Origin of the sequence: Actinoplanes oblitus (genome assembly GCF_030252345.1) — a bacterium.
GTDB lineage: Bacteria > Actinomycetota > Actinomycetes > Mycobacteriales > Micromonosporaceae > Actinoplanes > Actinoplanes oblitus.
Genome location: NZ_CP126980.1, coordinates 291,007 through 304,358, shown reverse-complemented (window position 1 = coordinate 304,358; position 13,352 = coordinate 291,007). Strand labels below are relative to the sequence as shown.

General features: G+C 73.9%; 12 protein-coding genes and 1 pseudogene. 4 read left to right on the top strand and 9 right to left on the bottom strand.

Annotation, left to right across the window (positions count from 1 at the left end; all coding sequences use genetic code 11):
• The first annotated feature begins 63 nt into the window (after positions 1-63).
• A complete protein-coding gene (locus tag Actob_RS01395) occupies positions 64-2,634 on the top strand; it encodes a DEAD/DEAH box helicase (RefSeq protein WP_284918111.1) in 2,571 nt (856 codons plus the stop codon).
• Positions 2,635-2,651: 17 nt separating this feature from the next.
• Here the strand turns inward: Actob_RS01395 and Actob_RS01390 are convergent.
• The 7 genes and pseudogenes from Actob_RS01390 to ssd all read right to left on the bottom strand — a co-directional run.
• Positions 2,652-3,017 (bottom strand): annotated as a pseudogene (locus Actob_RS01390) (Rv3654c family TadE-like protein); the annotation flags it as partial.
• Positions 3,017-3,382, bottom strand: a complete 366-nt coding sequence (locus Actob_RS01385) for a TadE family type IV pilus minor pilin (RefSeq protein WP_284918110.1) — start codon at positions 3,380-3,382, stop codon at positions 3,017-3,019. The gene Actob_RS01385 and the pseudogene Actob_RS01390, both read right to left, overlap by 1 nt.
• A gap of 31 nt (positions 3,383-3,413) precedes the next feature.
• Positions 3,414-3,599, bottom strand: coding sequence for a DUF4244 domain-containing protein (locus Actob_RS01380; protein ID WP_284918109.1), 186 nt, complete (start codon positions 3,597-3,599; stop codon positions 3,414-3,416).
• 47 nt (positions 3,600-3,646) lie between these two features.
• Positions 3,647-4,408, bottom strand: coding sequence for a type II secretion system F family protein (locus Actob_RS01375; protein ID WP_284918107.1), 762 nt, complete (start codon positions 4,406-4,408; stop codon positions 3,647-3,649).
• A gap of 211 nt (positions 4,409-4,619) precedes the next feature.
• Positions 4,620-5,411 (bottom strand): type II secretion system F family protein, encoded by a 792-nt coding sequence (locus Actob_RS01370; RefSeq protein ID WP_284918106.1) that lies wholly within the window; start codon positions 5,409-5,411, stop codon positions 4,620-4,622.
• Positions 5,408-6,568, bottom strand: a complete 1,161-nt coding sequence (locus Actob_RS01365) for a TadA family conjugal transfer-associated ATPase (protein WP_284918105.1) — start codon at positions 6,566-6,568, stop codon at positions 5,408-5,410. Before Actob_RS01365 ends, Actob_RS01370 begins: the two co-directional genes overlap by 4 nt.
• A complete protein-coding gene (gene ssd, locus Actob_RS01360; protein ID WP_284918104.1) occupies positions 6,565-7,635 on the bottom strand; it encodes a septum site-determining protein Ssd in 1,071 nt (356 codons plus the stop codon). Before ssd ends, Actob_RS01365 begins: the two co-directional genes overlap by 4 nt.
• A gap of 206 nt (positions 7,636-7,841) precedes the next feature.
• Between ssd and Actob_RS01355 the strand changes: the two genes are divergently transcribed.
• Both Actob_RS01355 and Actob_RS01350 read left to right on the top strand, forming a co-directional pair.
• Positions 7,842-8,213, top strand: a complete 372-nt coding sequence (locus tag Actob_RS01355) for an STAS domain-containing protein (RefSeq protein ID WP_284918103.1) — start codon at positions 7,842-7,844, stop codon at positions 8,211-8,213.
• Between the two features lie 352 nt (positions 8,214-8,565).
• Positions 8,566-9,366: an HAD family hydrolase gene (locus Actob_RS01350; protein WP_284918102.1), complete on the top strand. Its 801-nt coding sequence runs from the start codon at positions 8,566-8,568 to the stop codon at positions 9,364-9,366.
• 573 nt (positions 9,367-9,939) lie between these two features.
• Here Actob_RS01350 and Actob_RS01345 read toward each other — a convergent pair.
• The gene (locus Actob_RS01345; protein ID WP_284918101.1) at positions 9,940-10,419 is read right to left on the bottom strand and encodes a PH domain-containing protein; all 480 of its coding nucleotides are present in this window, start codon (positions 10,417-10,419) and stop codon (positions 9,940-9,942) included.
• Between the two features lie 34 nt (positions 10,420-10,453).
• Positions 10,454-11,185, bottom strand: a complete 732-nt coding sequence (locus Actob_RS01340; protein ID WP_284918100.1) for a Fic family protein — start codon at positions 11,183-11,185, stop codon at positions 10,454-10,456.
• Positions 11,186-11,353: 168 nt separating this feature from the next.
• Between Actob_RS01340 and acs the strand changes: the two genes are divergently transcribed.
• Positions 11,354-13,339 carry an acetate--CoA ligase gene (gene acs, locus Actob_RS01335; RefSeq protein ID WP_284918099.1) on the top strand — a complete coding sequence of 662 codons (1,986 nt, stop codon included), beginning with the start codon at positions 11,354-11,356 and terminating at the stop codon, positions 13,337-13,339.
• Positions 13,340-13,352: the final 13 nt, after the last annotated feature.

Here is a 13,352-nt window from a genome sequence, read left to right as displayed (position 1 = left end):
GCAAGCCGGTGCCCGGCCGGTCTCGTTTGGGCACCGCCGCCCGATGGTGTCAGAGTGCTTGGCGTGACTGCCACCGCCTTCGGTCCCGCTGAGCTGCTGCACCATCTGCGAGCCCGGAGCACGAATGCCGAGCGGTCCCCGATCACCCACGTCGAACGGGTCACCGCCCGGGCCGGCCGGGTCGCGCCCTGGCCGTCCTGGATCGATGCCGACCTGCGTGCCGCGCTGCTCCGGCAGGGGATCACCGAGCCGTGGGAGCACCAGGTCGCCGCCGCCGACCTGGCCTGGCGGGGCACGCATGTGGTGCTGGCCACCGGCACCGCCTCCGGCAAGTCGCTGGCCTACCAGCTGCCGGCCCTCACCGCGCTGGCCGCCGAGCCCAGGGCGACCGTCCTCTACCTGGCACCGACCAAGGCCCTCGCCGCCGACCAGCTGCGTGGTCTGACCCGCCTCGGCCTGGACGGCGTCCGCCCGGCCACCCTGGACGGGGACACCCCGCGCGAGGAGCGCGAGTGGATCCGGCAGCACGCCCGTTTCATCCTCACCAACCCGGACATGCTGCACCACGCGCTGCTGCCGGCCCACGACCGCTGGGGCACGTTCTTCCGCCGGCTCCGCTACGTGGTGATCGACGAGTGTCACGCGTACCGGGGTGTCTTCGGCTCACACGTGGCCCACGTCCTGCGGCGCCTGCGCCGGATCGCCGGCCGGTATCGCAGCTCCCCCACGTTCGTCCTGGCCTCGGCGACCTCGGGTGATCCGGCCGGCAGCGCGACCCGCCTGGTCGGTGCCCCGGTCACCGCCGTGACCGAGGACGCCTCCCCGCGCGGCGCTGTCACCTTCGCCCTCTGGGAACCACCCCTGCTCCCGCCGTCGCCGGATTCCGGCCTCACCGGGCTGTCGCCGGCTCCCGAACCCCACTCGGCGCCGGCCTCGGCACCGGCGTCCGCGCCGACTCCAGCCTCCGGGCCGGCTTTTGCCTCCACGCGAGCTTCAACGTCCGCGCCGGCTTCCGCCTCCGCGCCGGGTTCAGCCTCCGCACCGGGTTCGGCGTCCGCGATCGCCGGGATTCCGGACGCGCCGCCCGTCCGGCGGTCGGCGCTGCGAGAGACCGCGGACCTGCTCGCCGACGCGGTCGTGGCCGGCACCCGGACCCTCGCCTTCATCCGCTCCCGGCGCGGCGCCGAGGTGGTGGCCGCCCTGGCCCGTCGCTCCCTCGACGAGGCGGTGCCCGGCCTGGGCGCGCGGGTGGCCGCCTACCGCGGCGGTTACCTGCGCGAGGACCGGCGCGCGATCGAGCAGGCCCTGCTCTCCGGCGAGCTGCTCGGTCTCGCCTCCACCAACGCGCTCGAACTCGGCGTCGACCTGGCCGGCCTGGACGCCGTGCTGATCTGCGGCTGGCCGGGCACCCGAGCCTCGCTCTGGCAGCAGGCCGGCCGGGCCGGTCGAGCCGGTGGCGAGGCGCTCGCCGTGCTGATCGCCCGCGACGACCCGCTCGACACCTACCTGGTGCACCACCCGGAGGCCCTGTTCGGCCGGCCGGTCGAGGCCACCGTGCTCGACCCGGCCAACCCGTACGTGCTCGCCCCCCAGTTGTGCTGCGCCGCCTCCGAGGCCCCGCTCACCGAGGCCGACCTGGCGCTCTTCGGCGGCGAGCCGGCCCGCGCCACGGTCGAGGCGCTGGTCCGCGCGGGCGGGCTGCGGCGGCGCCCGTCCGGCTGGTACTGGACCGAGCGTGGCCGCCCGGACGTGGACCTGCGGGGCACCGGCGGCGCCCCGGTCTCGGTGGTCGAGGCGGCGACCGGACGCCTGCTCGGGACCGTCGATCAGGGCTCGTCGCACGTGATGCTGCACGACGGCGCGGTCTACCTGCACCAGGGCGTCTCCTACCTGGTGGACGAGCTGGACCTGGAGGACGCCATCGCCCTGGTGCACCAGGAGGAGCCGGACTGGACGACGCACGCGCGGGACGTGACGGACGTGTCGGTGGTCGAGGTGCGGTCGTACCTGGACGCCGGCCCGGTCGGCCTGTTCCTCGGCGAGGTGGACGTGACCAGCCAGGTGGTGTCGTACCAGCGGCGCCGGCTGGGCAGCGGCGAAGTGATCGACACCAAGCCGCTCGACCTGCCGGTACGCGAGCTGCGTACCGTCGCCGTCTGGTTCACCGTCGCGCCGCGCGCCCTGGCCGACGCGGGCGTGGAACCGGCCGACGTGCCGGGTGCCCTGCACGCCGCCGAGCACGCCGGCATCGGCCTGCTCCCACTGATGGCGACCTGCGACCGCTGGGACATCGGCGGCCTGTCCACCGCGAACCACCCGGACACCGAGGCGCCCACCGTCTTCGTCTACGACGGGCATCCGGGCGGCGCCGGTTTCGCCGAGCGCGCCTACGCCACCGCCGCGGAGTGGCTGCGCGCCACCCGGGAGGCGATCGCGGGCTGCGGTTGCGAGGCTGGCTGCCCGTCCTGCGTCCAGTCCCCGAAGTGCGGCAACGGCAACAATCCGCTGGACAAGACGGGCGCCGTCAAGGTCCTCGACACCGTCCTCGCCGCCCTCCCGGCCGAGCCGGCCCCGCCGGTCGCGCCGGTCGGCAGCGAACCCGCAGCCGGTCCGGACCGCCCGGCCGCCGCATAGCCGACCGGACCCGCTCGAGCCGTCGCCCGGGCCACGCCGGACACCGAGGTCACCGGCACCTCGGTCCGCACCACCACCGCCAACCCGGTGACCTCGCAGAAGACCATCCGGGCCCCGTTCGCCGCCGCGTAGTGCGCGGCCTCCGCACAGGCCGGCCCGGGCCCCTCGATCGCCCTGCTCGCCGCCGCCAGCGCGGCCAGGTCCGCCGCGTTCCGCGCGGCGTGCCGGGCCACGTGTGCCCCGGCCACCAGGGCGCCTGCCACCCCCGCCGCCACCAGCAACAACCCCACCGCCAGCACGAGGATCGAAGCCGAGCCGCGATCGCCGGCGCCGGGTTCCGCCGAGATCTCGCTCCGCCCGCTCGCCCTCCCCTTGATCGCCATCAGCCCACCGGCCCGGCCGCCGGTTCCCTGGCCGCCACGGCACTCGCCGTGACCGTGATGCCGGGAACGTGCGTACCGAACAGCCTCACCCGCACCGACACCGTCGCCGTGACACTCTCCCGATCGCCGCCGAGCCGGATCTCGGCACCCGCCGGGGCCATCCGCGCCGCCACCGGACTCCCGGGCCCGCCCCGGGCCTCGGCCAGCGCCGCCTCCCGGGCCGCGTCCAGACACTGCGCCTTCGTCACCACCGCGGAAACCGCGGTGAGCCCGAAGAACAACAGCACCATGAGTGCCGGCAGCCCGGCCGCGAGCTCGACGGTGAACGCACCCCGGTCCCCACCGAACCGCCGGCACCCGCTCACCGCACGGCCCCGCGCGTCCCTCGGCCCGCGCTCACCGCAGAGCCTTCAGGACGAGATCGGTCAGCGCGTCCAGTACCGCCTTGCTCTTCATGATGAGGACCAGCACTCCGACGATCGTCGCCGCCACACCGAGCACCATCGCGTACTCCACAGAGGTCACCCCGGCCTCGCCGTCCCCGGTCCGCAACCGCTGGAACGCCGCAACGAGTTGAACCATGTAACCCTCCTCGATCTCCGGGCGCGGCCCACCGCCGCGCCCTCGGCTCACCACAGGCCGTCCAGTACCGCGAGCAGCGACGGCACCAGCCCGGCGAGCAGGAATGCCGGCAGGAAGCAGAGGCCGAGCGGCACCACGATCAGCACCGCGGCCCGCTGCGCCGCCGCTTCCGCCGCGGCCAGGCGATCCGCTCGTAGATCGCCGGCGAGCCGGTCCAGCGCGCCGGCCAGCGCCCCGCCGCTCGCGCTGGACCGCACTGCCGCGCTGACCAGCCGTTCCGCGCCGGTGACACCGGACAGGTGAGCCCAGGCCTCGGCGGGCGTGCCGCCCAGCCGCAACGATCGGGCCGTGCGATGCAGTCGCGCCCCGAGCGGTCCGCCGAGCGCGTCGGCCACCGCGGCCGCGGCCCGGTCCACCGGTGCACCCGCGCGCAGCGCCGCGGCCAGCAGATCCGCACCGAGCGGCAGGTCGGCGAGTGCCTTCTCGCGCTCCCGCCGGACCGCCGCCGGCTCCCGACGGCGCAGGAACCGGTCGGTGCCGATCCCGATCGCGACGCCGACCGGCACACCCCACCAGCCGCCGGCCAATCCGGCCGCTGTCACCCCGGCGAACACCGCGACCAGCACCCGGGTCCGCCGATCGCTCATCCCGCTCCGGATCCGGCCCGCGGTCCCGCGGCCGGGCCCGGATCGCGTGACGCCGGCCCCCGGCGGTGCGAGCCGCGCCAACCGCCGCCCGGTCCGTCGCCGGCCCAGCGGCGCCACCAGCACCAGCACCGCGGCCACCACGAATACGAAGCTCACAACCATCGCTCGCCCACCCCCGGAGCCGGCGACGGCGAAGCAAGGGCATCCGGCCTCGGCGAAGCCAAGGCGCCCGGTTCCGGCACCGGCGAAGCCGCCGCGCAGCCGCTCACCGGCGCGGGCGCCCCGACCAGCGCCGCCGCGCAACACTGCCGGAGCGGCACCCGCACCGGCCCACCAGCCCGCAACAGCGCGGCCACCCCGCACGTCGCCCGCATCAGCGAACCCCGTCCATCAGCCACCGCGTCAGCCACAGGCCGCCGCACTGCAGCAAGAGCGCGCCGACCGCCGAGGCCGCGCCGAGCGGCGTGTGCAGCAGGATCCGTACCGGATCGACCCCGATCCCGTAACCCATCGGGATACCGGCCAGCGGCAGGGCCACCAACAGCCCGGCTGTCATCCGCACCCCGGCGGCTTGGGCGTCGGCCGCTGCCGTCGCCCGGCCGGCCAGGCGGGCATCCGCCTCGATCCGGTCGAGCAGGTCCGCCGCCGGTGCCCCGGTCTGCTCGGCCAGCGCCCACACCGCCTCCGCGAGCCGCGCCAGCCGCGGGTCCGCCACCAGCCGTCCAGCCGCATCGCCCGCGAGTGGGCCGGTCCGCGGCGAGCCGGCGATCCCGCTCGCCGCGACCGAGGCGGTCACCAGCGCCGGTGGCAGGCCGGCTCGCAGGTCCGCGACCATCGCCGCCATCCGGTCCACCGACGCCGCACGGCACGCGACCACCTGCCGGCGCGCCTGATGGCGCTCCCACGCGTGGGTACCCAGGCCGCTGTAGACAGCTCCGATCATCGCCGCCACCGGTCCGCCCAGCAGCAGCCCCAGCACCGCGGCCGACGCCGCCGCCCCGAGCACCGCCCGGCGGCCCCGGAGGACCGGCATCCGCAGCCGGCCGCGACCGGCGAACACCGGGCGCGCCCGCCGCCGGACGAGCCGGTCCAGCACTCCGCGCCCCGGCCAGACGATCACCACGGCGCAGCCGAGCAGGCAGACGACCGGAAGCACCCAGATCATGAGGCCCCCAGCACCGGCGGCACCGCCGTCTCGCGCTCGTGAAGCATCCGGGCCAGCACGCCGGCTCCCGGGCCGGCGCCGGCCGCCCGGTCCCAGGCCGGCAGCACGGCCGGCACTCGCTCCGGCCCGGCCGGCACCAGCACGCTCACCGACTCCAGCAACCGGCGGCCGCCGGTCCGCCGCAGTTGCAACACCACCTGCAGCGCCGCCAGCACCTGGGCGTGCAGTGCCGCCCGCGGCAGGCCGCCGAGCAGCCCGAGCGCCTCCAGCCGGGCCGGCACGTCGCCCGGCGCGTTGGCGTGCAGCGTCCCGGCCCCGCCGTCGTGCCCGGTGTTCAGCGCGCCGAGCAGGTCGACCACCTCCGCGCCCCGGCACTCGCCGATGACCAGGCGGTCCGGCCGCATCCGCAGCGCCTGCCGGACCAGGTCGGTCAGCCCGACCGTCCCGGCGCCCTCCACGTTGGCGGTCCGGGCCTGCAACGCCACCACGTGCGGGTGCACCGGTCGCAGCTCGGCCGCGTCCTCCACCAGCACGATCCGCTCGGTCGGTGGCACCAGGCCGAGCAGGGTCGCGAGCAGGGTGGTCTTGCCGCTGCCGGTGCCGCCGGTGACCAGGTACGCCAGCCGCGCCCCGACCACCGCCGCCAGCAGCGGCGCCACCCCGGCCGGCACCGTCCCGTGCGCGACCAGGTCGGCGAGGCCGAACGGCCGTTGCCGGAAGGTCCGCAACGACAGGTACGGCCCCCGAGTCGCCACCGGCGGCAGCACCGCGTGCAGCCGGGTCCCGTCCGGCAGCCGCGCGTCAGCACACGGCTGCCCGTCGTCCAGCCGCCGCCCGCACGCCGCGACCAGGCGCTGCGCCAGCCGCCGTACGTCATCGGCACTCCCCAGCCGCACCGCCGCCCGTTGCAGTCCCGCCCCGCGGTCCACCCACACCTGGTTCTCGTTCACCAGCACGTCGGTCACCGACTCGTCGGCGAGCAGCGGCGCCAGCGGCCCGGCCCCGATCAGCTCGTCCCGCACCCGGTCGGCGAGGCGGAGCACAGCCCGGTCGCCGAGCACCTCGTTCTCCCGGCGGACCGCGTTCACCACCGCTGCCGGGGTCGCCTCCACCCCCTCGTTCGCGAACTGCCGCCGCACCCGGTCCACCACGCTCATGCCGCCACCGCCCGGGCGCTCATCAGCTCGGTGACCAGTCGCCGGCAGAGCTCGGCGAGCGGCCCCTTCCCGCCGGTGGCCGGTGGGGTCCCGTGTTCCAGGTCGTGGCAGAGCGCCGGCTCCGGGCGCAGCGAGCCGGCCAGTGGCAACCCGAGCGTCTGGGCGATCTCCCGCGGTTTGAGCCGGCTGGGCGATGGCCCGCGGACCACCACGGCGATCTCGGCGCAGTGCGGCCGGATCTGGGCGAGGGTGCGTGCCGCCGCCGCGATGGCCCGGAGCTCGGCCGGGACCACCAGCAGCGTGCGGTCGGCGGCCTGCAGGGCCAGCACCGCGGCGTCGTCGAGCTGCCGGGGCAGGTCGGCGACGATCACGTCGCGGCCACGGCGGGCGGCGTCCAGGGTGGCCGCCATCGCCTCGGCCGGTACGCCGGACAGCTCCTTCCTGTCGAAGGAGAGCAGCACCAGGTCACCGCGGTGCGGCAGCGCGTCGAGCAGGGCCGGTGGGTCCACCCGGCCACCCGCGCCGGCCAGCCCCGACCAGCGCAGGCCGCCGACCTCCTCCCAGCCGAGCACCAGGTCGAGGCCGCCACCGAGCGGGTCGGCGTCGATCAGCAGGGTGCGGTGCCGGGCCTCGACCGCCGTCGCGGCCAGCCCGGCGGCCAGGATGCTGGCCCCGGCGCCGCCGCGCCCGCCGATCACCGCGAGGGTCCGGGAGACCGCCGGCGGGCGGGGCTGCCCGGCCAGCTGCTCGATCAGCCACGGCTCGGCTTCCGGGAGAACCGCGACGTGTTCCGCGCCGAGCGGCTCGGCGATCGACCAGATCTCGTCGCCGGGCGCGCCCCGGGCCACCAGGATGATCCGTGGCCGGCGGGGCAGCCGGGCGCGCAGGCAGGGTGCCGCCTGGTCGGCGCCGATCAGGGCGACCGGCGCGGGCCGGAAGCGGGCCCGCGCGGCGACCGGGTCGGGTGCCACGTCGACCTCGCTGCCCGCCGCGGCGGCCAGTCGGAGCAGGTCGTCGAGCAGGTCGGCGTCGGCGGTGACCAGGAGGGGGCGGGGTGGCTGGGGCATCGCGGTCTCCGGTGGGTGGGCACGGTTGGGGGCTCGCCCAACCTCCCGGCCCGCCGCCGCTCGGACAATCGCCGGCCGCCCCGCCTGTGGATTACTTCGGACGCTGTGGACGGCCCCCGTGGGACGGCTGGATCTGTTAAGGCCGCCGGAGCATGGAGTAGCTCGAGTTGGGTATGTTGGGCCGACACGGACCGATGGAGTTGTGCATGGGGAACTCGATTCGGACCACGCTCGCGGACGACGGCACCGTCACGGTCACGGTGGACGGGGAGATCGACTTCTCCAACGCCGACGAGGTGGCCGACGGCATCCGGGATGCCATCACCGGCTGGTCGCCGCCGGCCGTCCACGTGGATCTGCGGGACGCGTCCTTCATCGACTCCACCGGCCTCGGTGCCCTGATCGAGGGTTACCGCGCCGCTACGGAGAGCAACATCCGGTACGTGGTGCTCAACGCCAGCCCGGCCTTCCGCCGGGTCCTGACCGTGACCGGCCTCAGCGGCTTCTTCGGCCTGACCGACGGCGGCGAGGGCCGCGCGCTGGTCGACGATCTGCCGAACCGGGCGACCGGAGCCTGAGAGGGAACGACCCCCGTCGGGGGAGACGGGGGTCGTCCTGGGATTCGGCTCCGGGGGGGGTCGAGCCGAATCGACTCGGCAACCGCGGGGGGCGCAGCCGCCGAGGGCCTTGAGCTGAGAGCCATGAAGTTGGAAAGCCACGAAATTCGAGAGCTATAAAATTCGAGAGCTACGGGACGCGACGGTAACAACACTGAACCCAGTCGCAAACACAAGTCTGCCTCAGACTGAGTCGGCAGTCGAGTACTGAATTGGACTCGATGCGAGGTACCTGCCCGCCTGACCGTTTTCACTGCGCGTCACGGCGAACGGGTCCTCGGCCCCGAGCCCCCTACCGCTACACTTTCGCCCCGTGGGCCCCAGCGCCGCGTTTTTCGACCTCGACAAGACCGTCATCGCCAAGTCCAGCGCGCTGGCCTTCGGACGGCCGTTCTACCGGGATGGCCTGATCAGCCGGCGTGACGTGGTGAAATCCGCCTATGCCCAGCTGATGTTCCGGCTCGGCGGCGGCACCGACGAGCAGGCGATGGCCCGCACCCGTGACTACCTCGCCACGCTCTGCAAGGGCTGGCGGGTCGAGCAGGTGCAGCAGATCGTCGCCGAGACCCTCAACGAGCTGATCAACCCCTATGTCTACGCCGAGGCCGCCGCGCTGATCGCCGAGCACCAGGCAGCCGGCCGCGACGTCGTGCTGGTCTCCGCCTCGGGCGACGAGATGGTCCGCCCGATCGGCGCCCTGCTCGGCATCACCGACATCATCGCCACCCGGATGGCCATCGCCGACGGTCGCTACAGCGGCGAGGTCGAGTTCTACGCCGCCGGCCCGGCCAAGGTCGTCGGCATCCGCGAGCTGGCCGCCACCCGGGGCTACGACCTGGCCCACTGCTTCGCCTACTCCGACTCCAGCAGCGACGTGCCCATGCTGGAGGCGGTCGGCCACCCCAGCGTCGTCAACCCGGACCGCGCCCTGCGCCGCCTCGCCGTCGACCGCGGCTGGCCGGTGCTGGAGTTCCGCCACCCGATCGCCCTCGGCAAACGCCTGCGCGACCGCCCGGCCGTCCCGGTCGCCGCCGCCCTGGGCGTCGGCGTCGGCGTGGCCATCGGCTTCGCCCTCTACGGCCGCCACCGCCGCGCCCGCGCCGCCGTCGCCTGACCCCGCCCGAAACGCACGGTCCGCTCCCGTCCGGACCGCCGATTTCCGGTACGCCCGGAGCGGCCCCGCAGCGGGCGGCGATCCGTCAGCAGCGCGGACCCCGCGTACGCGAAGCTCCTGAATGTGGTCTTTGATCTTCCCCTGGGCAACGCAGTGACCTGGGCAAATGGCATTGGTCTGAGTAATAGTGGATCGCCAGATTTGCCGGGCGGATCCCTGGCGATCAAGCTGGAACCGGCGTAGAAAGGAAGTCGCGGAGCCAACGAGAACCGGAGCGGTCGAGAGATCGGATACCGGGCAATCGGGCACCGTGCACGGCCACCGGGAACCCACGCGCGATCAGCCACGGCAGGCACGTTGCGACGGGACCTCCGCCAGAGGTGGTGCTTCCGCCGTCAAGGGGATCATCGCCACCAGGCCGCAGGACCGTCGACAACGACCCAGGTGCACGCTTGATAACCCGGTTCGGACGCGCGAGTGAGAGTGGCAGGGGTCGTGTGTCCGCCGAGAGCGCGGAGCGCGGCCCCTCTCCATGTGCCCGGCCGACGAGCGGCGGAGCCCTCCCCCATTGCGTCAGGTGGGCTCGGCGGCGGTCCGGTGACGAGTGCGAATCTCCTGGTAGACGGCTCGGAAGAGCGTGGGGCGGGAATGGAAGTCCACGCCCTTCTCCCACAGCTCGGTGTTCACCGTCGCGCCGTCCAGCCGGTCCAGCAGCACTGTGGCGCCGCTCTCGATCTGCCACGGGCCCAGGCGGTGGGTGGCGCGGTGCAGGCGGACGCTGGCGATCTCACGCCAGGTCATCACCCGGGACCGCAGCAGGCCGCGGATCAGCACGCCGTCGGCGCTGACGTAGACGCCGAGCTGCAGGATCCGCCACGCGCCGACCACCCAGACCGCGGCGAGCAGGCAGGCGACCACGCGGACGCCGTGCCCGATCAGGTCGAACTGCCGGACCGTGGCCCAGGAGAGCATCGCCAGCGCGAACGCCTCCCAGGCGATCACCAGCCAGCGCCCGGAACCGGGCTGGTACGGACGCACCCAGTTGTCAGCCACGCTGAAATTATGCGACGGCCCGATGATCTCCAGGTCAGGCGGCTGCCAGCACGCCGTCACCGATGGTAGTGATCTCCTCGGCGCCGGCCGTGACCGCCGCCGCGTAGTGCCGCAGCCAGGAGCGGACCCCGTCCGGCGTGCCGGTGGCGTAGGCGCCGGCCGAGCCGACGTATTCCGGCTCGCGCGCCAGGTGCCCGGCCTCGACCACGACCAGGCCGCGCGGGTCCAGCCCGCGCCCGATCAGGGTGAGCCGGGCGGCGGCCCGGGCCACCAGCCCGGCCGGACCGGCGAACGGGCGCAGCGTGATCAGCTCGGCGTGCACGATCGCGGCCAGCAGCAACGGCGGCGTCTCCTCGTTGCCGGCGACCAGGCCGGCGAGCGCGTCGATCCGCTCGGCACCGCCGGTGAGCCGGCCCAGCTCCTCGGCCGGCACCACGCCGCGGGCGGCGAGCACATGCAGTTTGGCCAGGACCTGGCGGGGCGCGCGAGGCCAGAGGTCGACCAGGCCGCCGAGCCCCTCGGCGACCCGCAGGGCGCCCTGCAGGGTCGGGTCGGTGACCGTGCCGGCGCGCACGTCCTCCAGGTCATGAACGTTGCCCTCGAGGGCGGCGCTGGCGACAGCGGCGCGCAGGCTGGCTTCGGCGGCGACCTGGCCGCCGTTGCGCCGCAGGGCACGGTGCCGCATGGCGGCGTCGACGCTGTCCCGGGCCGCGGTCAGGGCCGGAGCGACGTCAGCGAGGTCGAGCAGGGGAGCTAGTGGATCCACCTGAACAGGGTAAGCGGTAAAACGCCGAAAACCCGGGGTGCACAAACACGAGTGGAACTGGCAAGATTCGCGCAGGACTGCGCATCGACGCACCAACTTTCGTCAGCGCGCCGGTCCAGAACTAGTGTGCAACAAAGAGACCCCGGTCACGGCAGAGGAGCCGCCCTCATGAGCGAGACACTGGAGAATTTGTCCTCGGAGACGCGGCAGTTCCCGCCGCCCGCTGACCTGGCGGCCGCCGCCAACGTCAAGGCCGAGGCGTACGAGGAAGCCGCTTCCGACCGGCTCGCCTACTGGGAGCGCCAGGCCGAGCGCCTGTCCTGGACGAAGTCCTGGGACCAGGTTCTGGACTGGTCGAACCCGCCGTTCGCCAAGTGGTTCGTCGGCGGCGAGCTGAACGTCGCGTACAACTGCGTGGACCGGCACGTCGAGGCCGGCAACGGCGACCGCGTCGCGATCCACTGGGAGGGCGAGCCCGGCGACACGCGTACCGTCACCTACGCCGACCTCCTGAAGCTGGTCTCGCAGGCGGCGAACACGCTGACCGAGCTCGGCGTGGTGGCCGGCGACCGGGTCGCGATCTACCTGCCGATGATCCCGGAGGCCGCGGTCGCGATGCTGGCCTGCGCCCGGATCGGCGCCACGCACAGCGTGGTGTTCGGCGGCTTCTCGGTGGAGGCCCTGGCGACCCGGATCGAGGACGCCGACGCCAAGGTGGTGATCACCGCCGACGGTGGGTACCGGCGGGGCAAGCCGTCCGCGCTGAAGCCGACGGTGGACGAGGCGGTGGCCCGCTGCGCGAGCATCGAGCACGTGCTGGTGGTCCGCCGTACCGGGCAGGAAGTCGCCTGGACGGAGAAGGACAAGTGGTGGCACGAGACGGTCGAGCGGGCCAGCCCGGAGCACCAGGCGCAGCCGTTCGACTCGGAGCAGCCGCTCTTCATCCTCTACACCTCCGGCACCACCGGTAAGCCGAAGGGCATCCTGCACACCACCGGCGGCTACCTGACCCAGACGTCGTACACGCACAACGCGGTCTTCGACCTGAAGCCGGAGTCCGACGTCTACTGGTGCACCGCCGACATCGGCTGGGTGACCGGCCACTCCTACATCGTTTACGGCCCGCTCTCCAACGGCGCCACCCAGGTGATGTACGAGGGCACCCCGGACACCCCGGACCGCGGCCGGTTCTGGCAGATCGTCGACAAGTACAAGGTGTCGATCCTCTACACCGCGCCGACGCTGATCCGCACCATGATGAAGTGGGGCGACGACATCCCCGCGAAGTACGACCTGTCCTCGCTGCGCGTGCTGGGCAGCGTCGGCGAGCCGATCAACCCCGAGGCCTGGATGTGGTACCGGGAGCACGTCGGCCGTGAGCGCACCCCGATCGTCGACACCTGGTGGCAGACCGAGACCGGCGCCGTGATGATCTCGCCGCTGCCCGGCGTGACCGCCACCAAGCCCGGCTCGGCGATGACCGCACTGCCCGGGGTGAACGCCGACGTCGTCGACGACACCGCCACCCCGGTGCCGAACGGCGGCGGTGGCTTCCTGGTGCTGACCGAGCCGTGGCCGTCCATGCTGCGCACCATCTGGGGCGACGACCAGCGGTTCATCGACACGTACTGGTCCCGGTTCGGCGCGGGCGCCGGTAACGGCGACAAGTGGATCTACTTCGCCGGCGACGGCGCGAAGAAGGACCAGGACGGCGCGCTCTGGCTGCTCGGCCGGGTGGACGACGTCATGCTCGTCTCCGGTCACAACATCTCCACCACCGAGGTGGAGTCGGCGCTGGTCTCGCACCCGGCGGTGGCCGAGGCCGCGGTGGTCGGCGCTACCGATCCGACGACCGGTCAGGCGATCGTCGCGTTCACCATCCCGCGCGGCAACGTGGCGACCGACGGTGACGCCGGCGAGGAGCTGATCAAGGAGCTGCGCAACCACGTGGCCAAGACGCTCGGCCCGATCGCCAAGCCGCGGCAGATCATGCTGGTCCCCGAGCTGCCGAAGACCCGGTCCGGCAAGATCATGCGGCGGCTGCTGCGTGACGTTGCCGAGAACCGGTCGCTGGGCGACGTCACGACGCTCCAGGACTCGGCAGTCATGGACCTGATCAGTTCCGGTCTGAAGACGGGCAAGTCAGACGACTGACCCACCCCAGCAC

Bases quoted from the DNA above. Each gene is read 5' to 3' on its own strand.
- Actob_RS01380 (WP_284918109.1), bottom strand. From the start codon at position 3,599: ATGGTTCAACTCGTTGCGGCGTTCCAGCGGTTGCGGACCGGGGACGGC.
- Actob_RS01375 (WP_284918107.1), bottom strand. From the start codon at position 4,408: ATGGTTGTGAGCTTCGTATTCGTGGTGGCCGCGGTGCTGGTGCTGGTG.
- Actob_RS01370 (WP_284918106.1), bottom strand. From the start codon at position 5,411: ATGATCTGGGTGCTTCCGGTCGTCTGCCTGCTCGGCTGCGCCGTGGTG.
- Actob_RS01365 (WP_284918105.1), bottom strand. From the start codon at position 6,568: ATGAGCGTGGTGGACCGGGTGCGGCGGCAGTTCGCGAACGAGGGGGTG.
- ssd (WP_284918104.1), bottom strand. From the start codon at position 7,635: ATGCCCCAGCCACCCCGCCCCCTCCTGGTCACCGCCGACGCCGACCTG.
- Actob_RS01355 (WP_284918103.1), top strand. From the start codon at position 7,842: ATGGGGAACTCGATTCGGACCACGCTCGCGGACGACGGCACCGTCACG.
- acs (WP_284918099.1), top strand. From the start codon at position 11,354: ATGAGCGAGACACTGGAGAATTTGTCCTCGGAGACGCGGCAGTTCCCG.